The following is a 24,933-nucleotide window of genomic DNA, read 5'->3' as shown; positions in this document are numbered from 1 at the left end:
AACAAGGCGCACACGCCATGACCCGCCGCACTATTCTCGTGCTGGGCATCCTGGGTACGGCCGCCGCGCTGGTGGCGGCCTACGCCCGCATCCTCTACGTCGACGGCCTGAGCTGGCTGGACCTGGCCCTGATCGCCGTGTTCATCCCGCTGGCGTTGTGGCTGGCGCAGTCCTTCTGGACCCTGGCCGCCGGCTTCGGCGTGCTCTGGTGGCGCGGCCCGGCGCCCGCCGAGCCGCCGCTGCCGCGCCCCGAGCCCAGGGGTCCGACGGCCGTTCTGGTGCCCGTCTACAACGAGGACGTGACCCGCGTCTTCGCCGGGATCGAGGCCATGCGCCGCGACCTGGCCGCCAAGGACCTGGGGCACCTGTTTCACATCCATGTGCTGTCGGACAGCACCCGCCCCGGCGCCTGGCTGGCCGAGGTCGACGCCTGGCGCCGCCTGTGCGACGAGGGCGACGCCGCGGGAACCGGCCTGCCGCCCGTCTACTACCGCCGCCGGCTGCAGAACCGCGAGCGCAAGTCGGGCAACATCGCCGACTTCATCGGCCGCCACGGGGCCCTCTACGACTACATGATCGTCCTGGACGCCGACAGCATCCTGACGGCCTCCAGCATGGCGCGCCTGCTGGACCGCATGGAGGCCGACCCCGACGCCGGGCTGATCCAGGCGCCGCCGCGCCTGACCAAGGGCGAGACCCTGTTCGCCCGCGTGCTGCAGTTCGCCGGCGCCGTCTACGGGCCGCTGTCGGCCAGCGGCATCGCCTTCTGGGCCGCCGGTGAAGGCAACTACTGGGGCCACAACGCCATCATCCGCGTGCGCGCCTTTTCGGACTGCTGCGGCCTGCCGGAACTTCCCGGCAAGGCGCCGCTGGGCGGCGAGATCCTCAGCCACGACTTCGTCGAGGCGGCGCTGCTGCGGCGCGGCGGCTGGCGGGTGCTGATCGCCGACGACATCACCGACACCTACGAGGAACCGCCCCCGACGGTGGGCGACTTCGCCACCCGCGACCGCCGCTGGTGCCAGGGGAACCTGCAGCACGGCCGCCTGCTGGCCGCCCGCGGCCTGCACTGGGTCAGCCGCCTGCACTTCAGCATCGGGCTCATGTCCTATGTCTCGTCGGCGCTGTGGCTGGTGTTCCTGGTGCTGTCGGCGTTGCAGGCCTTCACGCTCACGCGCACCCCGGTGCGCTACTTCGCGGAAGGCAAGCCCTTTCCCCAGTGGCCGCTGGACGTCCAGGGCGCGGCGCTGACGCTGCTGGCGGTGGCGCTGGGGCTGCTGCTGGTGCCCAAGCTGTTCGGCCTGGCGCTGGCCCTGCGCGACCGGAACCTTCGCCGCGCCCAGGGCGGCGCGCTGCGGCTGACGGCCGGGGTGCTGATCGAGACGGTCTACACGGCCCTGCTCGCGCCCATCATGATGCTGCTGCACGCGCTGGCGGTGTTTTCCACCATGCTCGGCAAGGCCGTCACATGGTCGCCGCAGAACCGCAAGGCCGCCCACGGCGCCTTCGCCGAGGCGCTGGAGCGCTGGCTGCCGTTCACCGCCGTCGGTCTGCTGGCCACGGTCGGCGCTTATGTCGCCTCGCCGTCGCTGGCGCTGTGGCTGGCGCCGGTGGAAGCGGGGCTGGTTCTGGCGCCGCTGGTGGTGTGGATCGGCGACAGCGTCAACGCCGGCCAGGCGCTGAAGCGCTGGGGCCTGCTGCTGACGCCGGAGGAAACGCGGCCGCCGGCGGTGCTGACCGAACTGGACGCGGTGATGGAAGAGACCACCGCCGCCCGTCCCGCACCCGAGGACCTGCTCGCCCGGACGGTCCTGGAACCCGACCGCCTGCGCGACCACCTCGCCCTTTTGCCGCTCGCCGGCCAGGAGAGCCGGGCGACGCCGCAGGAGGCCGCGCTCGCCGCCCGCAAGCTGCGCTTCCTCGGCCCCAAGGCGCTGACGGACAAGGAGGTGCTGGCCGTGCTGGAAAGCGAGACGGAGATGGAGGCGGCCCACGTCGCCTGCTGGACCCGGTGGCTTGCCGGCGACTGGCCCGACGCACCGCCCCTGCCCGAGGGCGTGATTTCGACGATGCCGCCGAGGGCCGTGGCGGAGTGACAGGATGCGAGGGGACCGACGCGGTCCCCTCGCGCTCCCCGCGATCCGTCAGCTTGCCGTGGCCGTCTCGGCGAGCTTACGGCGGAAGGCTCTGTCCCGCTTGAGGTGCCATTCGCGGCTCATGGCCTGGGGGCGGGTCTGGAATTCCTCCACATGCACAACACGCCACCGCCGGCCCTTGGTGAACTTGGCCCCGGTGCCGCCGTTGTGCGCGGCCAGCCGCGCGTCGACATCCGTCGTCCAGCCCACATAGGTGCGCGGGCGGGTGCCGGGTGGGGTCTCTTCGAGGAGGACGTAGACGTAGGTGGCGGAGGGCATGGGGAGGATTGAGCGAGATCCGAAAATGAGGCGTCATGTATGCCTCGATCCGCACGCGGGATAAAGGAGGGACCGTCATGGTGGAGCCGTACGCCGCAGACGATGCGCGGAAGAATGACTCGAAGCCGGGCCCGTGGGATGACTTCTTCGACGCCCCACGCTGTCCCGACTTTCCCGATCGCGAACAGCCGCCGCCAGAGAAGCGGGAGCCCTTGTGAGAGCCCTGGCCGGCAAGCGGCCGGGCAGCGGACACCGGAGGTATCGCAAGGGCGGCTGGCGGAACGTGTGGGTCCCTGCTTTCGCAGGGACGACGTTTTTTAAATTCTTGTTTTAGAATACGAAATTATCCGTCATTCCTGCGAAAGCAGGAATCCACCGCCGGCACCGATTACCCTACCGCGCGCCCTCGGGGGGGGGGACATTCGGTTTCGTCCGCCCCCACGCCAGCCAGACCGTCAGCGCGTTTACTCGTAACTCCGCTCGTCGCTGATGACCTTGCCGTCGTTGGGCAGGCTGGCGGGATCGACAAGCTCCACCGCGCCCTTCAGCTTCAACACCTCGCGCACCGTTTCGGCGACCTTGTCGGCGAAGGCCGGTTCCGTGGTGCTGCTTTCGGCCTTCAGCGTCATCTGGTCGACGTTGTCGGCGCTGGTGACCACGAGGCGGGCCTTGGTGATCTCGGGGTGGCGCTTGACGACGTCGGCCACCTGCTCGGGGTGGACGAACATGCCCTTGACCTTGGTGGTCTGGTCGGCGCGGCCCATCCAGCCCTTGATGCGCATGTTGGTGCGCCCGCAGGGCGAAACGCCCGGCAGCACCGCGCTCATGTCGCCGGTGGCGAAGCGGATGAGGGGGTATTCGCGGGTGAACACCGTCACCACCACCTCGCCGACCTCACCCTCGGGCACCGGGTCGCCGGTGCCGGGGCGGACGATCTCCACGATCGCGTCCTCGGAGCAGATCATGCCCTCCAGCGCCTCGGACTCATAGGCGATGACGCCCAGGTCGGCGGTGGCGTAGCACTGGTAGGTGGTCACGCCCAGCTCGTCCTGAATCTGCTTGCGCAGCGACGGCGGCAGGGCCTCGCCCGAGACCAGCGCCTTCTTCATGCTGGACGTCTCCAGCCCCAGCTCGCGCGCCTTCTCCAGGATGATGCGCAGGAAGGACGGCGTGCCGGTGTAGCCATTGGGTTTCATGGCCGCGACCGCCTGGGCCTGAAGCTCCGTCTGGCCGACGCCGGCGGGGAAGACCCGGCAGCCCAGCGCACGCGCGCCGTTGTCGAGAATCCAGCCGCCCGGCGTGAAGTGGTAGCTGAAGGTGTTGTGCACCAGATCGCCGTCGCGGAAGCCGGCGGCGAACAGGGCGCGGGCGGCGCGGAAGTAGTCGGCGCCGACGCCCTCGACCTCGTGGATGGGGCCGGGGCTCTGGAAGACGCGGCCGACGGGCATGCTCTCGGCCACGAGACCGCCGAAGGGCGGGTTTTTCTTCTGCAGCTCGATCAGGTCGTGCTTGCGGGTCACCGGCAATTTGGCGAGCGCCGCCCGGTCGGTCACAGAGGCCGGGTCCACGTCCTTGAGCAGGTCCGCGAAGTACGGCGCATTGGCCTTGGCGTGCGCGATGGTGTCGCGCAGGGCCGCCATGAGGTCGCGCTCGCGCACCTCCGGCTCGCGGGTCTCCAGGGCGTCGAAATGCTCGGACATGGGACGGCTCCCCTAACGGTCTGATTCGTCTGCGGAAAAGACTACTCAAGAAACAGGGCCGCGCAACAGTCACGCGGCCCTGCAAAAACGGACTGACGGCTTACAGCCAGCGCTTGCGGCGGCGGTAGTGCTTGACGTCGCGGAAGCTCTTGCGGTCGCCGCCGGCGATGCCGAGGTAGAACTCCTGCACGTCGTCGTTCTCGCGCAGCTTCGCGGCGTCGCCTTCCATCACCACGCGGCCGTTCTCCAGGATGTAGCCGAACTTGGCGTAGCGCAGCGCCACGTTGGTGTTCTGCTCGGCCAGGATGAACGACACGTTTTCCTGTTCGTTCAGCTGCCGGACGATCTCGAAGATCTCCTCGACCAGCTGCGGCGCCAGACCCATGGACGGCTCGTCCAGCAGGATGACCTTGGGGCGCGCCAGCATGGCGCGGCCGATGGCGACCATCTGCTGCTCGCCGCCCGAGGTGTAGCCGGCCTGGCTGCCGCGGCGCTCCTTCAGGCGCGGAAAGTAGTGGTAGACGCGCTCCAGGTCTTCCTTGATCTTGGCGCTGCCGTCGCGGCGGGTGTAGGCGCCGGTCAGCAGGTTTTCCTCGACGGTCAGGTGCTCGAAGCAGTGGCGGCCTTCCATGACCTGGATGACGCCGCGCTTGACGAGATCCGACGGCGTCATGCTGTCGACCTGCTCGCCCATGTATTCGATGCTGCCCTTGGTCACCTCGCCGCGCTCGGCGCGCAGCAGGTTGGAGATGGCCTTGAGCGTGGTCGTCTTGCCGGCGCCGTTGGCGCCCAGGAGGGCGGTGATGCCGCCTTCATGCAACTGGAGCGACACGCCCTTCAGCACCAGGATGACGTGGTCGTAGATGACCTCGATGTTGTTGACGGAGAGGATCGGCGTCGCGGCCTGCGCCTCCGGCGCCTCGCCCACGACCTTGACGGCGGGTTCGCTCACGGCATGACCTCGTGGCTATAGGGAACTGGGTCCTTCGGGGGAATGGAGGCCGGCGCGGCGGCCGGCCTCCGTCCCGGGGTATGCGGCCTTACGACTCCTTGGAGCAGTCGCGCGGCTCGATGCCCTTTTCCGCGGCGTAGTCCGCGGCGGACTTTTCGTACATGTCGCGCAGGTACTCGTCGCGGGCCGGCGAAATCCAGTCGGAGACCGGCTTCCAGTTCTCGCCGTCCCACTGCTGGATGATGACCGAGCCGCCGCCCTCGTGGTCGGCGCAGGACAGCTTCACCGGGTCCAGCAGGCCGGTCAGGCCCAGCTCTTCCAGGCGGGCTTCATCGAGGTTGATGTTCTCGATGCCCCAGCGGATCTGCTCGCCGGTCAGCGGCTTCTGGCCGTACTTCTCCTGCGCCTTGGCGATGCCCTCGGCGGTGAAGACGGCGGAGATCAGGCCGCGGTTGTAGAGGATGTCACCGACTTCCTCGTCCGGACCCGCGTTCAGGTCCTTCTCGACCAGGTGCTTCTTGACGTCGTCCAGGACCTTGAAGTCCTCGCCGGCGCCGTGGAACTGGGCCGACAGGTAACCCTTGGAGACACCGCCGGCGGCCTTGACGTCCACCTCGGACCCGGCCCACCAGTTGCCGATGAAGCGGTCCATGGGGTAGCCCACGGCGGCGGCTTCCTTGATGGCGGTCGAGTTCATGACGCCCCAGCCCCACATGATGGTCCAGTCCGGGCGGATCTGGCGGCCGATCTTCAGCCAGGTGGCCTTCTGCTCAAGACCCGGGTGGGCCACCGGGAACAGCTCCAGCTTGAAGCCGTGCTTTTCCGCCAGGTACTCCAGGGTGTTGATCGGCTCCTTGCCGTAGGCGCTGTCGTGGTAGACCAGGGCGATGGTCTTGCCGTCCAGGCTGCCTTCTTCCTGCTGGTCGATGTACTGCACGATGGCGTCGGCACCGGCCCAGTAGGTCACGGGCAGGGTGAAGACCCAGGGGAACACCGTGCCGTCGGAGGCGTCGGCGCGGCCCAGGCCCGAGGTGATCATCGGGATCTCGTCAGCCTTGACGCGGTCGATGAGGGCGTAGGTGATGCCCGTCGACAGCGGCTGGAAGACCGAGGCGCCCGTCGGGCCCTGGTTCTTCATCTTTTCATAGCACTCCACGCCCTTGTCGTTGCTGTAGGCCGTGTCGCACTCTTCGTAGATGATGGGCACGCCGCCGATGCCGCCGTCGCGCTCGTTCAGCAGCTTGAAGTAGTCGGCGTAGCCGTTCGCCCAGGGAATGCCGCCCGGAGCATAGGGGCCGGAGCGGTAGACGGTGCCCGGCACGTACTGGCCGGCGTCCTGCGCCTTGGCCTGCTCGGCGAGAAGGGTGCCCGAAACGCCGACGGCCAGGGCGATGGCGGCGGCGGAAATCTTCATGTTGAAGGTCATGTCCAGAAGTCCTCCCTTGGACCTTTCCGAGTGTTTCTTTTGTGTTGCGGCTGCCCGGTTCGCGGACGGGCCGGAGCCCGGGCTCTTCGCGGGGGTGCGGCTTCTGACGGCGCTTGATCCCCGCGAAGGAATGGGTGCGGCGTGCCCGTCAGTGCGGGAAGGGCCACAGGCGCAGCTTTTCCTTCAGGATCTGCCACAGACGGGCCAGCCCGTGCGGCTCCACGATCAGGAAGAAGATGATCAGCGCGCCGAAGATCATGTACTCAACGTGCGAGATCACGTCGACCGGAATGTTCAGGCCCAGCAGGTGCGGCGCGTTGGTCAGCAGGATCGGAAGGGCGATGATGAACCCGGCCCCCAGGAACGACCCCAGGATGGACCCCAGGCCGCCGATGATGATCATGAACAGCACCTGGAAGGAGCGGTTGATGTCGAACGCCAGCGGTTCCACCGACCCGGTGTAGAGGAACGCCCACATGGCGCCGGCGACGCCGCAGTAGAAGGAGCTGATGGCAAAGGCCGACAGCTTGGTCTGCAGCGGCTTGATGCCGATGATCTCGGCCGCGATGTCCATGTCGCGGATGGCCATCCAGCGCCGGCCGATGGAGCTGCGCACCAGGTTCTTGGCCGCCAGCGCCAGGATCGCCACCAGGGTCAGGGCGAACAGGTACTTGGCCGTCACCGAGGCCTCGGGGCCCGTCACGTAGATGTCGGTGAACAGGATGGTGCGCGGCGGGGCCGAGATGACGCCCGAGGTCGAGTAGTTGGTGAACCAGCCCACCTTGTTGAACAGCCACAGCAGGAAGAACTGCGCGGCCAGCGTCGCCACGGCAAGGTAGAAGCCCTTGATTCGCAGGGACGGGATGCCGAACAGGATGCCGACGAAGGCCGCCACCACGCCCGACAAAAGGAACACGGCCTCGATCGGCATGCCGGGGAACATGGTCGACAGCTTGTAGGCGGCAAACGCGCCGGTGGCCATGAAGCCGCCCGTACCCAGCGAGAGCTGGCCGGCGTAGCCCGTCAGAAGGTTGAGGCCGATGGCCGCCATGCTCATGACCAGGAACGGCATGAGGATGGTCGCCAGGAAATACTCGCTCGACAACACCGGAATGGCGATGAAGGCGATTGCCAGGAACCCGAGGACCACGATGCGGTCCTGCGCGATGGGGAAGATGGCCCAGTCCTTGGCGTAACTGGTCTTGAACTGTCCTGCCTCGCGGTAAAGCATCTTTCTCTATCTCCCCGGGCTCACACGCGTTCGATGATCTTTTCGCCGAACAGGCCCTGGGGCCGGAACAGCAGGAAGACGAGCGCCAGCATGTAGGCGAACCAGTCCTCGATGGCGCCGCCGAACGCGCCGCCCCAGAACACTTCGGCCACCTTTTCGCCGACGCCGATGATCAGGCCGCCGACAATGGCGCCCGGGATGGAAGTGAAACCGCCGAGGATCAGCACCGGCAGGGCCTTCAGGGCGACCAGGGCAAGGCTGAACTGCACGCCCAGCTTCGCGCCCCACATGGCGCCGGCGACCAGGCCGACCAGGCCGGCGACGGTCCACACGATGGCCCAGATGGTCTTCAGCGGAATGCCCACCGACAGCGCGGCCTGGTGATCGTCGGCCACGGCGCGGAGCGCACGGCCGATGCGGGTCTTCTGGAAGAAGATCGCCAGCACCAGCACCAGGCCACCGGCCACGGCGGCGGCGAACAGGTCGAACTGGTTGATGAAGATGCCGCCGACATCGATGGGCGTCTGCGGAATGCCCAGGTCCAGCACCTTGACGTCCGAGCCCCAGAGGGTCTGCCCGAAGCCGTCCAGGAAGTAGGTGATGCCGATGGTCGCCATGAACAGAATGATGGCCGGCTGGTTGACCAGCGATCGCAGCACCACCCGTTCGATGGCGATGGCAACGCCCGCCATGACGATGCCCGCCAGGATGAAGGCGAAGATGGGATGCACGCCCATCTCGATGAACCCGGCGAAGGACAGGGCGGCGAACAGCACCATGGCGCCCTGGGCGAAGTTGAACACGCCCGAGGCCTTGAAGATCAGCACGAAGCCGAGCGCCACCAGCGAGTACATGACACCCGAGAGCAGGCCGCCGATCACGACCTCGATGAAGAACAGCGGATAATCGGCGATCTGCACGAAGGGATCGACGAAGAAGGCGTTGAGGAAGCTCATCGGTCGGCCCTCTCGGTCAGCATGTCACGGATGGGGGCGGAAACGGGGCGCGCAGGGCGCGGGAACAGGGAATCACGCGGCGTCGTCATGGGAGACCCCCAGGTACGCGTCGATGACCTCCTGGTTGGCGCGCACGGCGTCCGGCGTGTCCTCCGCCAGCTTGCGGCCGTAGTCCAGCACCACCACGCGGTCGGAAATGTCCATGACCACGCCCATGTCATGCTCGATGAGCACAATGGTGGTGCCGAATTCGTCGTTCACGTCCAGGATGAAGCGGCACATGTCCTCCTTCTCCTCGACGTTCATGCCCGCCATGGGCTCGTCGAGCAGCAGGAGTTCCGGCTGGGCGGCCAGGGCCCGGCCCAGCTCGACCCGCTTCTGCAGGCCGTAGGGCAGGCGGCCGACCGGCGTCTTGCGGATGCTCTCGATCTCCAGGAAATCGACGATGCGCTCGACGAAGGCGCGGTGGTCCAGCTCCTCCTTCTGGCCCAGCCCCCAGTACAGGGCCTGGCTGATGAAGTTCGACTTCATCAGGGTGTTGCGGCCGGTCATGATGTTGTCCAGCGCGCTCATGCCCTTGAACAGGGCGATGTTCTGGAAGGTCCGCGCGATGCCCTGGCGGGCGGCGGCGTGCGGCTTCATGCGCGACCGGGCCTGGCCCTTGTAGGTGATCGTGCCTTCCTGCGGGTGGTAGAACCCGTTGATCACGTTGAGCATGGAGCTCTTGCCGGCGCCGTTGGGGCCGATGATCGACAGGATCTCGTGCTCGCGGACCGTGAAGCTGATGTCGGTCAGCGCGCGGACGCCGCCGAAGGACAACGAGATGTTGTCAACCTTCAGCACCGTGTCGCCGATACGCCGGCCGGTGTCCTGATCCGTGGCGGACATGCAGTTCCTCCCTGGAATGTCCTCGCGGGATGGCCGCTCTTGCGGCGGCCTTGTCCCGAATTCAAAAGTCGTGGAGCGCGGTGTCGTCGCGCGCCGGCGCGTGGCCTCAGGCCGTCTTGCGCAGACCCGTGTCGGCCGGCTGCATGGCTTCAAAGCCCGAAACGTCGCGGATCTGCAGGTCCGCCTTCAGCGTGCCCTTGCGGCCGTCCTCGAAGGTGACCTCGGTTTCCGCGCGGACCTCCTTGACCCCGCTGTAGAGCGCCTCGATCTCGTTGCCGTAGCGCTCGGCGATGAACCGGCGGCGCACCTTGCGGGTGCGGGTCAGTTCGCCGTCGTCGGCGTCCAGTTCCTTGTGCAGGTTCAGGAACCGGCGGATCTGGCAGTGCGACATCATCGGGTCGGTCTTCAGGCTTTCGTTGACCTTCTGCACGCACTCCTCGATCAGGTCATAGACCTCGGGGCGCGCGGCCAGGTCCTGGAAGCCCGAGTACGGCAGGCCCTTGCGCTCGGCCCAGTTGCCCACGGCTTCCAGGTCGATGTTGATGAAGGCCGTGACGTAATCGCGCTCGTGGCCGAAGGCGACGGCTTCCTTGATGTAGGGGAAGAACTTGAGCTTGTTCTCGATGTACTTGGGCGGGAACATGCCGCCGTTGTTCATCTTGCCCACATCCTTGGCGCGGTCGATGATCTTGAGCTGGCCCTCGTCGTCGAAGTAGCCGGCGTCGCCGGTGGCCACCCAGTCGTTCTCGTCCTTGGTGCCGCGCGTGCCTTCGTCGTTCTTGTAATAGCCGACGAAAACGCCCGGACCGCGGTAGTGCACCTCGCCGTTGTCGTCGATCTTCAGCTCCACCTCGGGCGCGGGCAGGCCGACGGTGTCGGACTTGATGGCGCCGTTGGGCTGGATGCAGACGAACACGCTGCCTTCGGTCTGGCCGTAAAGCTGCTTGGTGTTGATGCCCAGCGACCGGTAGAAGTCGAAGATTTCCGGCCCGATGGCCTCGCCGGCCGTGTAGGCCAGCTTCAGGCGCGACAGGCCGAGAACGTTCTTCAGCGGGCCGTAGACCAGGATGTTGCCCAGCCAGTACTGGAACTTGTCACCGGCCGAGACCGGCTTGCCGTCCAGGATCTTGGTGCCGACCCGCTGCGCCACATCCATGAAGTGGTGGAACATCTTGCGCTTGAAGGGCGCGGCGTCCTCCATGCGGATCATGACGCTGGTCAGCAGGTTTTCGTAGATGCGCGGCGGCGCGAAGTAGTAGGTCGGGCCGATCTCGCGCATGTCGGTCATCACCGTCTCGCCGCTTTCCGGGCAGTTGACGGTGTAGCCGCACACGTAGGCCTGAGCCAGCGAGAAGATGTGGTCGCCGACCCACGCCATGGGCAGGTAGGCCACCGTTTCCTCGCTGTCGTCCAGCCCTTCCAGGGCAGACGCGTTGCGGGCCGTGATCAGCACGTTGTCGTTGGACAGCATCACGCCCTTGGGCTTGCCGGTGGTGCCCGACGTATAGAGCATGATGCCGATGTCGGCGCCCTTGCCGACCGCGATTTCCTTGTCCAGGAAGCCCGGGTTCTGCGTGTTGAATTCCCGGCCCTTGTCCTGGACGGACGCGAAGGCGTGCAGGTGCGGCGCCTGGTAGTGGCGCATGCCCTTTTCATCCTCGTAGACGATGGTCTCGAGATTGGGGCAGCGGTCCATGATTTCCTGGAGCTTGTCGACCTGCTCCTGGTCCTCGACGACCGCGATGCGCGCCTCGGCGTGGTCGAGGACGTACTGCATCTCCTCGGCGACCGAGTCCTGGTACATGGGCACCGGGGTCGCGCCCAGGCACTGGGCGGCCACCATCGTCCAGTACATCTGCGGACGGTTGTCGCCGACGATCGCCAGCGTGTCCCCGCGCTTCAGCCCCATGGCGGCCAGGCCGCCGGCCAGCGCGAAGATCTCCTCCTTCATCTCGGCCCAGGTCCAGGACTGCCAGATGCCGAGATCCTTCTCGCGCATGGCGGTCTTCTGCGGCCGCGCCTGCACATGGTGCAGCAGGAGCTTGGGGAACGTGTCCATGTCGCGGGTAGAGGTGATGCCGCTCATCGGACGGCCCTCCCGCACAGGACAACGGACGGAATTCGGGTATACTGGGCCCGCAGCGCGGGCTGAACCTCGGACATCGAACAACCTCCCTGAGCCGTCGAGGTGCCGTTGTTTTTCCGGCCTTGCCTCGGGGGACCCCGGCCGCGACCGTTTTTCGGTCGGCTATGCCTGATGGGCCTTCATTGCATACACACGGCTAGCTTTTTGTATCTAGTAACCCGATTCAGCGGTGGGGGTCAAGCGACTCCAGGAGACAATTTTCGTGCGTTTTTGCCGGTGCGTCGGGCAAGACCATGCCTTGAAATCGGCCGCACGCGCAAGGACCTGACTCACGCGGGCACGGGAGACCGGCCCCCTGCCCCGCCCGAGCGGGTAGGTCCACAATGGCCCCGCCGCCCTACACCTACCCGGATGCACTGGACAAAGCCGGTGAAGTATGGTGTAAGGCGTTCGCCCGACCCCCGGGGCGGACTCTGCGTACCCACCCACTTGAGCCGAGGAGCGATCCATGCCCCTGTGTGGCCATGACACCCTCAAGACGCGTCGTACCCTGACCGTCGCCGGTAAGGAATACGACTACTTCAGCCTGAGCGCCGCCGCGGACGCGGGCCTGGGCGACGTTTCCCGCCTGCCCTACTCGCTGAAGGTGCTGCTGGAGAACCTGCTGCGCTACGAGGACGGTCGCAGCGTCACCACCGACGACGTCAAGGCCTGCGCCGAGTGGCTGAAGTCCAAGTCGTCCACCCGCGAGATCGCCTACCGGCCCGCGCGCGTGCTGATGCAGGACTTCACCGGCGTTCCCGCCGTGGTGGACTTGGCCGCCATGCGCGACGCCATGGTTTCCATGGGCGGCAAAGCCGACAAGATCAACCCGCTGTCGCCGGTTGACCTGGTCATCGACCACTCCGTCATGATCGACTTCTTCGGCTCGCCCGACGCGCTGCAGAAGAACATGGACCTGGAGTTCGAGCGCAACGGCGAGCGCTATGCGTTCCTGCGCTGGGGCCAGAAGGCGTTCGACAACTTCCGAGTCGTGCCCCCGGGTGCCGGCATCTGCCACCAGGTGAACCTTGAGCACCTGGCCCAGGTGGCCTGGACCGGCGAGCAGGATGGTCGCACCCTGGTCTACCCCGACACCCTGGTCGGCACCGACAGCCACACCACCATGGTCAACGGCCTGGGCGTGCTGGGCTGGGGCGTGGGCGGCATCGAGGCCGAGGCCGCCATGCTGGGCCAGCCCATCTCCATGCTCATCCCCGAGGTCATCGGCTTCAAGCTGACCGGCAAGATGAAGGAAGGCGTGACGGCCACCGACCTGGTGCTGACCGTCGTGCAGATGCTGCGCGCCAAGGGCGTCGTGGGCAAGTTCGTCGAGTTCTACGGCGAGGGCCTGGACAACCTGCCCCTGGCCGACCGTGCCACCATCGGCAACATGGGCCCGGAATACGGCGCGACCTGCGGCATCTTCCCGGTGGACGCCGAGACGCTCCGCTACATGAAGACCACCGGCCGCACCGACGACCAGATCGCGCTGACCGAAGCCTATGCCAAGGCCCAGGGCATGTGGCGCGAGGCCGGTACGCCGGACCCCGTGTTCTCCGACACGCTGGAGCTGGACATGGGCGAGGTCGTGCCCTCGCTGGCCGGTCCGAAGCGTCCGCAGGACCGCATCACGCTGGGCGACGTGCCCGCCAGCTTCAAGAAGACCGCCGAGGCCGACAACGTGCCGGCCGACCGCAAGGTCAAGGTCGAGGGCGAGGACTTCACGCTGACCGACGGTGACGTGGTCATCGCCGCCATCACGTCGTGCACCAACACCTCCAACCCGTCCGTGCTGATGGCCGCCGGCCTGGTCGCCAAGAAGGCCGCCGAGAAGGGCCTGACCCGCAAGCCGTGGGTCAAGACCTCGCTGGCGCCAGGGTCCCAGGTCGTCCAGGACTACCTGGAGAAGGCCGGCCTGCAGACCTACCTGGACCAGCTTGGCTTCAACATCGCCGGCTTCGGTTGCACCACCTGCATCGGCAACTCCGGCCCGCTGGACGAGCACATCGGCAACGCGGTCGACGCCGAGAACATGACGGTCTCCGCCGTCCTGTCCGGCAACCGCAACTTCGAGGGCCGCATCAGCCCGCACGTGAAGGCCAACTACCTGGCCTCGCCGCCGCTGGTCGTCGCCTACGCGCTGGCCGGTTCGGTGAAGGTCGACCTGTACAACGACGCCATCGGCCAGGATAAGGACGGCAACGACGTCTTCCTGAAGGACATCTGGCCGACCAACCACGAGATCGCCGAGCTGATCGAGCAGAACGTCAACTCGGAGATGTTCAAGAACCGCTACGGCAACGTCTTCGCGGGACCGCAGATGTGGCAGAACATCGCGGTCACCGGCGGCGAGACCTACGACTGGGACGACAAGTCGACCTACGTCAAGAACCCGCCGTACTTCCAGACCATGGACAAGACGCCGAAGGGCTTCAGCGACTTCAAGGGCGCGCGTCCGCTGGCGATCCTGGGCGACTCGGTGACCACCGACCACATCTCGCCGGCCGGCTCCATCAAGGCCGACAGCCCGGCGGGCAAGTACCTGATCGACAACGGCGTCGACAAGAAGGACTTCAACAGCTACGGCGCCCGCCGCGGCAACCACGAAGTCATGATGCGCGGCACCTTCGCCAACATCCGCATCCGCAACGAGATGGCGCCCGGTACCGAGGGCGGCGTGACCAAGTACCAGCCCTCGGGCGACGTCATGCCGATCTACGATGCCGCCATGAAGTACGCCGAGCAGGACACGCCGCTGGTGGTCGTGGCCGGCAAGGAATACGGCACGGGCTCCTCGCGTGACTGGGCGGCCAAGGGCACCAACCTGCTGGGTGTGAAGGCCGTCATCGTGGAAAGCTTCGAGCGTATCCACCGCTCCAACCTGGTCGGCATGGGCGTTCTGCCCCTGCAGTTCAAGGACGGCGTGGACCGCAAGACGCTGAAGCTGGACGGCACCGAGACCTTCGACATCGCCGGCATCGCCGACGGCATCAAGCCGCGCCAGGACGTCGACGTGACCATCCACCGCGCCGATGGCTCGTCCGAGACCATCCAGGTGATGTGCCGCATCGACACCCTGGACGAGGTCGAGTACTACCGCCACGGCGGCATCCTGCAGTACGTCCTGCGCAACCTGGCCGAGGTCGCGTAAGCGACGAACGCCAGCCGCACAGGCTGAAACGGGAAAGCCCCCGGTCCTGCAAAGGGCCGGGGGCTTTTCCGTGGACGGGGCGCGGGCGGCGGGCTTGAGGCGGTGCCGAGGTGTGCTATCTTAAGGGGACCGCTTCACCGGGACACCCGAGCCATGCCCCGCTTCATCCAACGCGAGATCGACTGGATCAAATCAGGCCCGACGCGCGAGGTGCGCATCGCGCGGTGGATTTTGATGGGTTCGATTCCCTTCGGGATCGCCATGCTCGTGCTGGCAACGATCACCGCATACTGATCACCTTCAGGAGCGTGCGATCAAGGCGGAAGACCACGCCACGATCAGGCCCAGGAAGACGTAACCGAGCAGAGCTTCCATCGCCGCCAGAAGCTCAAGGCCGGGAGGTGGCGCGATATCCCCGTAGCCAAGCGTCGTCCACGTCACGATCGTGAAATAGAGCGCACGGCTCCACGCCCCGTCGAAGTGGGCAGGGTCGTAGACATAGTAGGTGCCGAAGTAGACGGCGATCAGCAGAACCGTCTGGCTCAACAACGAGAGCCCAAGGCTGTGGCGGCTGAAGTCGTGCACCGTCAGCCCGACCAGCGCCATCAGCGAAAAGAGCGTCCCAGAGAGCGCGATGGCAACCGCGCTGATGGCAGATATCCCCTCCGGCGCCAACGGGCCGGACCCGGCGAACAGTATCCACGGGTATACCGCGACGGCGATATTCATCACCAGCGGCACGACCACCCAATGCCAGCGCCGCCGCACGCCTCCCTCTTCCTTTGCCATCCACAATCTCCCGCCCCGGTTGAGCGCGAGAATGCCACTGCTAAAGGACCGGCACAAGAGAATGGCCCGGCACCACATTGGCGCCGGGCCATTCACAGAAAACTGAGGGGTTCGGGGAGCTGTGCTCCCCGAGCGGGGTGTCGGGGCGGCAGCCCCGACAAGCTCCGTCAGCCCTTCGCCAGCGCGTCCATTTCCTTCAGCACGGCGTCGCCCATCTCGACGGTGCCGACCTTGGTGGCACCCTCCTGCATGATGTCGCCGGTGCGGATGCCGGCATTCAGGACGGTCTGGATGGCCTGCTCGATCAGGTCGGCCTCGGCCATCATGTCGAAGCTGTAGCGCAGCATCATGGTGAACGACAGGATCGTCGCCAGCGGGTTCGCCAGGTTCTGGCCGGCGATGTCCGGCGCGGAGCCGTGCACCGGCTCATAGAGCGCATAGCGCTTGCCATTGGCGTCGGCATCCCCCAGCGAGGCCGAGGGCAGCATGCCGAGCGAGCCGGTCAGCATGGCAGCGGTGTCGGACAGGATGTCGCCGAACATGTTGGTCGTGACCATCACGTCGAACTGCTTGGGGTTGCGCACCAGCTGCATGGAGGCGTTGTCGACGTACATGTGCGACAACTCGATTTCCGGGTACTGCTCCTGCTGCAGCTTGATCATTTCCTCGCGCCACAGGACCGTGCACTCCAGCACGTTGGCCTTGTCGACGGAGCACACCTTCTTGCCGCGCTTCATGGCCAGGTCCATGGCGACCTTGCCGATGCGGGTGATCTCGGGCGTGGTGTAGACGAGGCTGTTCAGGCCCTTGCGGGTGCCGTCCGGCAGGGTCTCGATGCCGCGCGGCTGGCCGAAGTAGATGCCGCCCGTCAGCTCGCGGACGATCATGATGTCCAGGCCCTTGACCACGTCCAGCTTCAACGTGGAGGCCTCGGCCAGGGCGTCGAAGACCACGGCGGGGCGCAGGTTGGCGAACAGGCCCAGCTCCTTGCGGATGCCCAGCAGGCCGCGCTCCGGCTTGATGTCGAAGGGCAGGTCGTCCCACTTGGGCCCGCCGACGGCGCCCAGCAGCACGGCGTCCGAGGCCTTGGCGGCCGTCAGGGTCTCGTCCGGCATGGGGCCGCCGGTGGCGTCGATGGCGGCGCCGCCCAGCAGGCCCTCGGTTACCTCGAACTTGACCTTCCCGGCGTCTTCCAGCCAGCCCATGATGCGGCGCACCTGGGTCATGACCTCGGGCCCGATGCCGTCGCCGGGCAGGACGAGAACCTTCTTCACATCAGCCATCGTCTACTCATCCTTATGTGTAGGAGCCGCGCCAGAGGCCGGATCATCCGGTCGGGCGGCGGATCGTCTGGTTCACCACCAAGAAAAAGGGGCCCACGGCGGGGCCCCTTCGTCGAATGCGTCGCGGTCGAAGGGGAGGATACGTCCCCGCCCCGCTCACGCGGCCGGCGCGTTGCCGGCGGGGGTCGCCCACGGCTGCTCGCGGCCCAGCTTCTGCTCGAAGCTGGCGATCTTGTCGTCCTTCTGGAGCGTCAGGCCGATGTCGTCCAGGCCCTCCATCAGGCAGTGCTTGCGGAACGGGTCGATCTCGAAGGAAATGGAGCCGCCGTCCGGGCCGGTGATGACCTGGTTTTCCAGGTCGACGGTCACGGTGGCGTTGGCGCCGCGCTCGGCGTCTTCCATCAGCGCATCGACCTGCTCCTGCGGCAGGCGGATGGGCAGGATGCCGTTCTTGAAGCAGTTGTTGTAGAAGATGTCGGCGAAGCTGGGCGCGATGATCGCCCGGATGCCGAAGTCCAGCAGCGCCCAGGGCGCGTGCTCGCGCGAGGAGCCGCAGCCGAAGTTCTCGCCCGTCACCAGGATCTGCGCGTTGCGGTAGGCCGGCTTGTTCAGGACGAAATCCGGCACCTCGTTGCCGTTGTCGTCATAGCGCATCTCGTCGAACAGGTTCTTGCCCAGGCCGGTGCGCTTGATGGTCTTGAGAAACTGCTTGGGGATGATCATGTCGGTGTCGACGTTGATCATGGGCAGCGGCGCCGCCACGCCGGTGAGTTTGGTGAACTTTTCCATCGTCCTTGCTCATCCCTTTTTGCGACGGGGCGACCACTGCAGCAGGTTGGCGAGGAACCCGTCCTCGTCCTCGTCCGCCTCGAACTCGATTTCGAACTCGTCGCCGTCGAAATCGCCGGCGTCGGCCATCATCTCGCACTCGTCCTGGATCAGCAGGTCGGCCGAGAAGCGCGGCCAGATGCGGTCCAGCAGGCTGTTTGACACCTCGATCTCCGAGGTGATCAGCGAATTGACGAAGCGCGTCGTCGGGTCCACGTACAGGGACTCCATCGCACCCTTGGCCATGCCTTGATCCTCTTCTCTCTCGCGGTTCAGGCCGGCGGGGCGGCGGTCTTGTCGCCCCCGTCCCCAGCGTCGGCCCGCGTCTGCGTCTGCGTCTGCGTCTGCGTCAGTCGTTGCGACCGGCGCTCCCGGTCAGCCCGCCGGGGCCGGCTCCACCGCCGGCAGCTTGCGCACATCAGTCAGGCGCCCGGTGATGGCCGCCGCCGCCGCCATGCCGGGGCTGACCAGGTGAGTGCGGCCGCCGCGGCCCTGACGGCCCTCGAAATTGCGGTTGGACGTGGAGGCGCTGCGCTGGCCCGGGGTCAGCTTGTCGGCGTTCATGGCCAGGCACATGGAGCAGCCGGGCTCGCGCCATTCGAAGCCGGCCTCGAGGAAGATCTGGTCCAGGCCCTCTTCCTCGGCCATTTCCTTTACCAGGCCCGAGCCCGGCACGACCATGGCCTGGACGCCCTCCGCCACCTTGCGGCCCTTGGCGACCGCGGCGGCGGCGCGCAGGTCCTCGATACGGCCGTTGGTGCAGCTGCCGATGAAGACCACGTCGACCGGAACCTCCTCCAGCGGCGTGCCGGCGGTCAGGCCCATGTATTCCAGCGCGCGGGCAACGGCCTTCTGCTTGCTCTCGTCCTTGAAGTCGGACGGCGCCGGCACCTTGGCGGAGATCGGCAGCACGTCCTCGGGGCTGGTGCCCCAGGTCACGCGCGGCTCGATGGTGGCGGCGTCGAGCACGATCTCCTTGTCGAAGTGCGCGCCCTCGTCGGACTTGAGCGTCTTCCAGTAGTTGACGGCCGCTTCCCAGGCCGCGCCCTTGGGCGCCAGCGGACGGCCCTTGACGTAGTTGAACGTCGTCTCGTCCGGCGCGATCAGGCCGGCGCGGGCGCCCGCCTCGATGGTCATGTTGCAGACCGTCATACGGCCTTCCATGGACAGGCTGGTGATGGCCTCGCCGGCGTATTCGATGACGTAGCCCGTGCCGCCGGCGGTGCCCAGCTCGCCGATGATGGCCAGCACGATGTCCTTGGCGGTCACGCCCGGGCCGGGCTGGCCCTTGACGGTGACGCGCATGTTCTTGGCCGGCGACTGCAGCAGCGTCTGGGTCGCCAGAACGTGCTCCACCTCGGACGTGCCGATGCCGAACGCCAGCGCGCCGAAGGCGCCGTGCGTGGCGGTGTGGGAATCACCGCACACGATGGTCATGCCCGGCAGGGTGAAGCCCTGCTCCGGCCCGACGATATGCACGATGCCCTGGCGGATGTCGTCCATGGCGTAGTAGGGCACGCCGAACTCGGCGGCGTTCTTTTCCAGGGTTTCCACCTGGATGCGGCTTTCCGGGTCGGTGATGCCGGCGGAGCGGTCGGTGGTCGGCACGTTGTGGTCGGCGACGGCCAGGGTGTTGGCCGGGCGGCGGACCTGGCGGCCGGCGTTGCGCAGTCCCTCGAAGGCCTGCGGGCTGGTGACCTCGTGCACCATGTGGCGGTCGATGTAGATCAGGCAGGTGCCGTCGTCCTGAACGTCCACCAGGTGCGACTGCCAGATCTTGTCGAAAAGAGTGCGAGGCTCGGCCATCTTCCGGTCCACTCCGTATAGCATCATTCCGGTGCCCGCGCGGCGGCGCAGGGCTGTCGCCCGCATCCCGATCGGCGCGGGCGGCGGGCAGCATATGAAAAACCGGGCGCGGCGTCCAACAGAGTCGGAACCGAAACGCCCGGTAAAACGTGTCGGCAGCCCCATCGCCTTGAAAACGATGGAGCCGCCGATGCCAGACCTTACTTCTTGCCGGGCTTCACCGCGGGCTGCTCGCCCTTCTCGGCGGCCTTGGCGCGCAGCTCCTGGTCGACGTTGCGCTCGTGGGCCTTCGCCTTGATGGTGGCCTGCGTGTCCTCGACGATGCGGGCCGAACGGCCACGGCGATCGCGCAGGTAGTACAGCTTCGCGCGGCGGACCTTACCGCGACGCACCACCTCGATGCGCTCCAGCGCCGGGGAGTACAGCGGGAACACGCGCTCGACGCCTTCGCCGAAGGAGATCTTGCGGACCGTGAAGCTGCCGTTGATGCCGGCGTTGCGGCGGGCGATGCACACGCCCTCGTAGGCCTGCACGCGCTCGCGGTTGCCTTCGACCACCTTCACGTGGACGCGCACCGTGTCGCCCGGCTTGAACTCGGGGATGCCGTGCTCCGGGGTGAGCTTCTCGACCTGCTCTTTCTCGAGCTGCTGAATGATGTTCATAACCTATTGACCCTCTTGCTCTTGCTTCTGGGCGGCGACGTAGCCCGACCACAGGTCGGGGCGGCGCTGCCGGGTGATGTCTTCCGCCTGTTGCCGGCGCCACTTGTCGATGTTGGCGTGATGGCCGCTCATCAACACATCGGGCACCGGAACGTCGTTCCAGACCTGCGGCCGCGTATACAGCGGGTATTCCAGCAGGCCGGTTTCGAAACTCTCGTCTTCCAGCGACTCCGTCTTGCCGACGACGCCGGGGACCATGCGCACCACCGCGTCCAGCAGGGTGATGGCCGCCGCCTCGCCGCCCGACAGCACGAAGTCGCCGATGCTGATCTCCAGGGCGTTGTGCTTGTCCAGCACACGCTGGTCGACGCCTTCGTACCGCCCGCAGAGGATCGTCACCGCCGGCTCCTTCGCCAGGGCCTTGACCCGCGGCTGCCGCAGCACCTCGCCCCGCGGGGTGAGGTAGATCAACGGCCCCTCGCCGGGATGGGCGGCGGTGATCGCCGCGTCCACCACGTCGGGACGCATGACCATGCCGGCACCCCCGCCGAAGGGCGTGTCGTCGACGGTGCGGTGTTTATCGCGCGCGTGGGCACGGATGTCCACCGTTTCCAACGACCACAGGCCGTCCTTCAACGCCTTTCCCGCCAGACTGTGGCCCAGCGGACCCGGAAACATCTCGGGAAAGAGCGTCAGAACGGTCGCCTTGAACGCCGGCGCCGTCATTCCGTCTCCCCGGCCGCTTCGGAGTCGGCTTGCGCGGCAGCCGCCTCCTCGGCCTGTTCGCCGGGTTTCGGCGCGTCGATCAGCCCCGGCGGCGGGTCCACGACCAGCCGCCGTTTCTTGACGTCCACGATGGGGCAGACGTCGCGGGTGAAGGGCACCATGACCGGCTTGGGCGACACGCCGCCGGCCACCGGCTTCAGTTCCAGCACGTCGCCGGCGCCGAAGTCGTAGACGGCGACCACCTCGCCCACCGGGCCGGAGCCGTCGGCCATTTCGGCCGTCAGCCCGACTAGGTCGGCGTGATAGAACTCGTCGTCCTCGGCCTCGGCTGGCAGGCTCTCGCGCGGCAGGTAGAGCCGCGTGCCCTTCAGCGCCTCGGCAGCGTTGCGGTCGGCGACGCCCTTGACGAAGCAGGTCACCGTGCCCTTGCCCTCGCCCTTCACGCGCAAGGCAAGCCGCTTCCCGCCGTCCTCCGTCATGACCGGCCCGTAGGCGGCCACGTCGGACGGATCGGCGGTGAAGCTTTTCACCTTCACGTCGCCACGGATGCCGTGGGCGCCGACGATGACGCCCACAAGCACCCGATGGTCGCGATCATCGCGCGCGCTGCTCATGGCAAGGCCCCGATGCACCAGGAGATCGCCCTGGGAAGAGACACGATCCGCCGATTACTCGGCGGACGCACCCTCGCCCTCGCCCTCGGCCGGAGCGGCGGCGGCTTCCTCGGCGGCGGCGGCGGCGGCCGCGGCCTTCTCCTGCTGCTCGCGCAGGCGCTCCTGCGCCTTGGCCTTGGGCTGGTTCTTCTTGGTCTGGGTCGGCGGGGTCGGCATCTCGACGATGCCGGCGATGCCCAGCAGCTTGCGCACGCGGTCGGTCGGCTGCGCGCCCTGGCCCAGCCAATGCTTGATGCGCTCGTCCTTCAGGATCACGCGGTCGGCGTGGTCCTGCGGCACCATCGGGTTGTAGGACCCCAGGCGCTCCAGGAAGCGGCCGTCGCGCGGGCTGCGGCTGTCGGCGAGAACGATGCGGTAGAACGGACGCTTCTTGGCACCGCCGCGGGACAGACGAATCTTCAGGGCCATCGATACTACTCCAGGTCTTCTTGATTGCGTTTGGTTGGTTCGAGAGGGTCCGCCGTGGCCGGGGACCGTCTGGTTACTTCTTCTTGCCCTTGTTCAGGGCCTTCAGAACATCGGGGGGCAGGCCGCCGGGACCGGCGCCGCCGCCTTTCATGAGGGCCGACATGTCGGGCATGGCCTCGTCACCGCCGCCCTGGCCCTTCTTGCCCTTCTTGCCGCCGCCCATGCCGGCCAGCATGTCGGGCGTCATTCCGGGAGGCATCCCGCCGGGCATGCCGGCCGGGGGCGTGGCGCCGCCGAACATCTTGGACATGGCGCCCATGAGGCCCTTCTTGCCGCCCATCTTCTTCATTTTCTTCATGACGTCGGCCATCTGCTGATGCTGTTTCAGCAGCTTGTTGATCTCCTGCACCGTGGTGCCGGAGCCGGCGGCGACGCGCTTCTTGCGGCTGGCCTTCATGAGCGCGGGGTTGGCGCGCTCCTTCGCCGTCATGGACAGGATGATCGCTTCCTGATGCTTGATCATCTTGTCGTCGATGTTGGCGTTCTCGATCTGCTTTTGCATCTTGCCGATGCCGGGCATCATGCCGAGGATGCCCTTGATGTCGCCCATCTTCTGGATCTGGCGCAACTGGGAGAGCATGTCGTTCATGTCGAACTTGCCCTCCATCAGCTTGGCGGCCATCTTCTCGGCCTCTTCGGCCTCGATGGACTCGGCGGCCTTCTCCACCAGGCTGACGACGTCGCCCATGCCCAGGATGCGGCTGGCGATGCGGTCGGCGTGGAAGCCTTCCAGCTGATCGAGCTTCTCGCCCATGCCCAGCAGCTTGATGGGCTTGCCGGTGACCGCGCGCATGGACAGCGCCGCACCGCCGCGCGCGTCACCGTCGACGCGGGTCAGCACGATACCGGAAATGCCGATCTTCTCGTTGAACTCGCGCGCCAGGTTGACGGCGTCCTGGCCGATCATGGCGTCGGTGACCAGCAGAGTTTCCGCCGGCTTCACCGCGTCGCGCACCTGCGCGACCTCGTCCATCAGCTCCTGGTCGATGTGCAGGCGCCCGGCGGTGTCCAGGATCACCACGTCGTAGCCGCCCTTGCGGCCTTCGGACATGGCGCGCTTGGCGATGGCGACCGGCATTTCGCCCATGACGATGGGCAGGCTGTCGACCTCGGCCTGACCGGCGACGACCTCCAGCTGCTTCTGCGCAGCCGGGCGGTAGACGTCCAGCGAGGCGACCATGACCTTCTTGCGCTCGCGCGTGCGCAGCCGCAGCGCCAGCTTGCCCGAGGTGGTGGTCTTGCCCGAACCCTGCAGGCCGACCATGAGGATCGGCACCGGCGCCTCGGCGCGCAGGTTGATCTGGCTTTCCTCGTCGTCGGCGCCCAGCGTTTCCACCAGGACGTCGTTGACGATCTTCACGACCATCTGGCCGGGGGTGACGGACTTGATCACCTCCTGCCCGACGGCGCGTTCCTTGACCTTCTTGACGAAGTCCTTGACCACCGGCAGGGCGACGTCGGCCTCCAGGAGGGCGACGCGCACCTCGCGCATGGCCTCCGAGACATCGTCCTCCGACAGGGCGCCGCGCTTGCGCAGCTTGTCGAAGACGCCGCCTAGACGATTGGACAGACTTTCGAACATGCAGGGTCCACCGTGCCGGTCGTTCGTTTGGTCGCTCGATTACGTGCTGTCATGCGGCTCGGCGCAAACGCCGACGGCGCCAGTGCGCGAACCCTCGCGGACTGACGGACCCCCTCGGGAGCACAATGGCCCGAAGCAGCATGATGAACACACTCCGCCCCTCCCTTCGAAGACGCGAAGGAGGACGGTATAGGCCCGCGCGGCGCTTGAGTCAAGGCCGGGAAAGCCGGCAACGGGAAGCGCGGCCTCGCCGTTCCGCCGACAGAAACGAATGCCGAACAGCGACGGAGGCGAACCTGCCATGACCAATCCCAAGGTGCCCCACGACGACAATGCGCCCAGCAACCTGCAGAAGGACCCCGAGGACTGGGTCACCAAGGACGAGCCCATGACGGACGCCCAGAAAAGCTACCTCAAGACCCTGACGGAAGAGGCGGGCGAGCCCTTCGACGACACGCTGACCAAGGCCGAGGCCGCCGAACGGATCGAGGCGCTGCAGGCGAAGACCGGGCGCGGCCAGTAGGACCAGACGCCCCTCTTGCGCGGCGGCGGCGTTGGGCGGAGACTGCGGCGCCATGATGCCGGACACCGACCACGCCGCCACCCAGCTCTCGCCCCGCCTCCGCGCCCTCGCCGAGCGCCTGGCCGACCACGGACTGTTGCTGCGCGGCGCCTTTCATCCCGATCCCGAAGACGGTCTCGCCGCCGATGTGCGCACGGTGGCGCTGGTGGGCAACGCCGGGCCGGCGATGTGGGCACACTTCTCCGCTGCTCGAAACGCTGGCGACGCGCCGCACGAACTGGACGCCTGGACCCGCAGCGTTCTCGCGCCGCTGGCCGAGGACCTGGGCGCAGGCGTCGTCTACCCCTTCGGCGGGCCGCCGTTCCACCCGTTCCAGCGCTGGGCCATGAAGGCGGAGGGCCTGCGCCCTTCGCCCATCGGTGTGCTGCTGCACCCGGACTACGGGCCGTGGCACGCCTATCGCGGGGCGGTCCTGTTTGCGGAAACGCTGGACCTGCCGCCCCGGCCGGCGCGCCCGCACCCATGCGACTCCTGCGTCGACACGCCCTGCCTCGGCGGCTGCCCCGTCTCCGCCTTCAGCGAGGCGGGCTACGACTGGCAGGCCTGCAAGGCCCATGTGGCGACGACCGGCGCCGCCTGCCGCGAGACCGGCTGCCAGGCCCGCCACGCCTGCCCCGTCGGCGCCCCTTACGCGCCCGATCAGGCGGCGTTTCACATGGCGGCGTTCCTCGGGGCCTGAGGAGGCC

At 67.1% G+C, this 24,933-nt stretch carries 22 protein-coding genes and 1 pseudogene; 5 read left to right on the top strand and 18 right to left on the bottom strand.

All coding sequences use genetic code 11. The annotated features are described in order from the left end of the window. Window positions 1-8: 8 nt before the first annotated feature. Window positions 9-2,096: pseudogene (gene mdoH / locus C882_RS10060) on the top strand (glucans biosynthesis glucosyltransferase MdoH); the annotation flags it as partial. A gap of 48 nt (window positions 2,097-2,144) precedes the next feature. Here the strand turns inward: mdoH and C882_RS10055 are convergent. The 8 genes from C882_RS10055 to C882_RS10020 form a co-directional block, all read right to left on the bottom strand. Beyond that, window positions 2,145-2,414, bottom strand: a complete 270-nt coding sequence (locus tag C882_RS10055) for a GIY-YIG nuclease family protein (protein ID WP_009540486.1) — start codon at window positions 2,412-2,414, stop codon at window positions 2,145-2,147. A gap of 464 nt (window positions 2,415-2,878) precedes the next feature. Beyond that, window positions 2,879-4,114 (bottom strand): phenylacetate--CoA ligase family protein, encoded by a 1,236-nt coding sequence (locus C882_RS10050; RefSeq protein ID WP_009540485.1) that lies wholly within the window; start codon window positions 4,112-4,114, stop codon window positions 2,879-2,881. Between the two features lie 100 nt (window positions 4,115-4,214). Beyond that, the gene (locus C882_RS10045) at window positions 4,215-5,066 is read right to left on the bottom strand and encodes an ABC transporter ATP-binding protein (protein WP_009540484.1); all 852 of its coding nucleotides are present in this window, start codon (window positions 5,064-5,066) and stop codon (window positions 4,215-4,217) included. 88 nt (window positions 5,067-5,154) lie between these two features. Beyond that, window positions 5,155-6,492, bottom strand: coding sequence for an ABC transporter substrate-binding protein (locus tag C882_RS10040; RefSeq protein WP_009540483.1), 1,338 nt, complete (start codon window positions 6,490-6,492; stop codon window positions 5,155-5,157). A 148-nt stretch (window positions 6,493-6,640) separates the two neighbouring features. Beyond that, on the bottom strand, window positions 6,641-7,723 hold the full coding sequence (locus C882_RS10035; protein ID WP_009540482.1) for a branched-chain amino acid ABC transporter permease: 1,083 nt from the start codon (window positions 7,721-7,723) through the stop codon (window positions 6,641-6,643). A 20-nt stretch (window positions 7,724-7,743) separates the two neighbouring features. Continuing rightward, the gene (locus C882_RS10030; protein WP_009540481.1) at window positions 7,744-8,679 is read right to left on the bottom strand and encodes a branched-chain amino acid ABC transporter permease; all 936 of its coding nucleotides are present in this window, start codon (window positions 8,677-8,679) and stop codon (window positions 7,744-7,746) included. A 72-nt stretch (window positions 8,680-8,751) separates the two neighbouring features. Then, entirely contained in the window at window positions 8,752-9,567 is an 816-nt protein-coding gene (locus tag C882_RS10025; protein ID WP_009540480.1) for an ABC transporter ATP-binding protein, read from the bottom strand. A 106-nt stretch (window positions 9,568-9,673) separates the two neighbouring features. Then, window positions 9,674-11,653: an AMP-binding protein gene (locus C882_RS10020; RefSeq protein WP_009540479.1), complete on the bottom strand. Its 1,980-nt coding sequence runs from the start codon at window positions 11,651-11,653 to the stop codon at window positions 9,674-9,676. 508 nt (window positions 11,654-12,161) lie between these two features. Here C882_RS10020 and acnA point away from each other — a divergent pair. Beyond that, window positions 12,162-14,846, top strand: coding sequence for an aconitate hydratase AcnA (gene acnA, locus C882_RS10015; protein WP_009540477.1), 2,685 nt, complete (start codon window positions 12,162-12,164; stop codon window positions 14,844-14,846). Between the two features lie 153 nt (window positions 14,847-14,999). Further along, window positions 15,000-15,140, top strand: a complete 141-nt coding sequence (locus tag C882_RS25010) for a hypothetical protein (protein ID WP_009540476.1) — start codon at window positions 15,000-15,002, stop codon at window positions 15,138-15,140. A gap of 6 nt (window positions 15,141-15,146) precedes the next feature. On the opposite strand, the gene C882_RS24600 is transcribed toward C882_RS25010, so the two are convergent. The 10 genes from C882_RS24600 to ffh all read right to left on the bottom strand — a co-directional run bounded on the left by C882_RS24600 (window position 15,147) and on the right by ffh (window position 23,664). Next, window positions 15,147-15,635 carry an ion channel gene (locus C882_RS24600; protein WP_160166782.1) on the bottom strand — a complete coding sequence of 163 codons (489 nt, stop codon included), beginning with the start codon at window positions 15,633-15,635 and terminating at the stop codon, window positions 15,147-15,149. A gap of 167 nt (window positions 15,636-15,802) precedes the next feature. Then, window positions 15,803-16,918, bottom strand: coding sequence for a 3-isopropylmalate dehydrogenase (gene leuB / locus C882_RS10005; RefSeq protein WP_009540474.1), 1,116 nt, complete (start codon window positions 16,916-16,918; stop codon window positions 15,803-15,805). A 156-nt stretch (window positions 16,919-17,074) separates the two neighbouring features. Beyond that, the gene (gene leuD / locus C882_RS10000) at window positions 17,075-17,707 is read right to left on the bottom strand and encodes a 3-isopropylmalate dehydratase small subunit (RefSeq protein WP_009540473.1); all 633 of its coding nucleotides are present in this window, start codon (window positions 17,705-17,707) and stop codon (window positions 17,075-17,077) included. A 9-nt stretch (window positions 17,708-17,716) separates the two neighbouring features. Beyond that, window positions 17,717-17,992: a hypothetical protein gene (locus tag C882_RS09995; RefSeq protein ID WP_009540472.1), complete on the bottom strand. Its 276-nt coding sequence runs from the start codon at window positions 17,990-17,992 to the stop codon at window positions 17,717-17,719. A gap of 129 nt (window positions 17,993-18,121) precedes the next feature. Next, the gene (leuC, locus tag C882_RS09990; protein ID WP_043644757.1) at window positions 18,122-19,552 is read right to left on the bottom strand and encodes a 3-isopropylmalate dehydratase large subunit; all 1,431 of its coding nucleotides are present in this window, start codon (window positions 19,550-19,552) and stop codon (window positions 18,122-18,124) included. Between the two features lie 200 nt (window positions 19,553-19,752). Continuing rightward, window positions 19,753-20,214 carry a 50S ribosomal protein L19 gene (rplS, locus tag C882_RS09985; RefSeq protein ID WP_009540470.1) on the bottom strand — a complete coding sequence of 154 codons (462 nt, stop codon included), beginning with the start codon at window positions 20,212-20,214 and terminating at the stop codon, window positions 19,753-19,755. Window positions 20,215-20,217: 3 nt separating this feature from the next. After that, window positions 20,218-20,940, bottom strand: a complete 723-nt coding sequence (gene trmD / locus C882_RS09980) for a tRNA (guanosine(37)-N1)-methyltransferase TrmD (protein WP_009540469.1) — start codon at window positions 20,938-20,940, stop codon at window positions 20,218-20,220. Next, window positions 20,937-21,554 (bottom strand): ribosome maturation factor RimM, encoded by a 618-nt coding sequence (rimM, locus tag C882_RS09975; RefSeq protein ID WP_043644753.1) that lies wholly within the window; start codon window positions 21,552-21,554, stop codon window positions 20,937-20,939. The genes trmD and rimM overlap by 4 nt, the downstream gene beginning before the upstream one ends. A gap of 54 nt (window positions 21,555-21,608) precedes the next feature. Beyond that, complete coding sequence (rpsP, locus tag C882_RS09970; protein ID WP_009540467.1) at window positions 21,609-22,022, bottom strand: 30S ribosomal protein S16; 414 nt, start codon at window positions 22,020-22,022, stop codon at window positions 21,609-21,611. A gap of 73 nt (window positions 22,023-22,095) precedes the next feature. Then, the gene (gene ffh / locus C882_RS09965; protein ID WP_009540466.1) at window positions 22,096-23,664 is read right to left on the bottom strand and encodes a signal recognition particle protein; all 1,569 of its coding nucleotides are present in this window, start codon (window positions 23,662-23,664) and stop codon (window positions 22,096-22,098) included. Between the two features lie 301 nt (window positions 23,665-23,965). On the opposite strand from ffh, the gene C882_RS09960 reads away from it, so the two are divergent. Together C882_RS09960 and C882_RS25665 are read left to right on the top strand one after the other, a co-directional pair. Further along, complete coding sequence (locus C882_RS09960; protein ID WP_009540465.1) at window positions 23,966-24,187, top strand: DUF3072 domain-containing protein; 222 nt, start codon at window positions 23,966-23,968, stop codon at window positions 24,185-24,187. A 52-nt stretch (window positions 24,188-24,239) separates the two neighbouring features. Continuing rightward, window positions 24,240-24,926 (top strand): ferredoxin, encoded by a 687-nt coding sequence (locus C882_RS25665; RefSeq protein WP_009540464.1) that lies wholly within the window; start codon window positions 24,240-24,242, stop codon window positions 24,924-24,926. Window positions 24,927-24,933: the final 7 nt, after the last annotated feature.

Source organism: Caenispirillum salinarum AK4, from assembly GCF_000315795.1.
Lineage (GTDB): Bacteria > Pseudomonadota > Alphaproteobacteria > Rhodospirillales > Rhodospirillaceae > Caenispirillum > Caenispirillum salinarum.
This window is presented reverse-complemented; position numbering and strand designations above follow the sequence as displayed.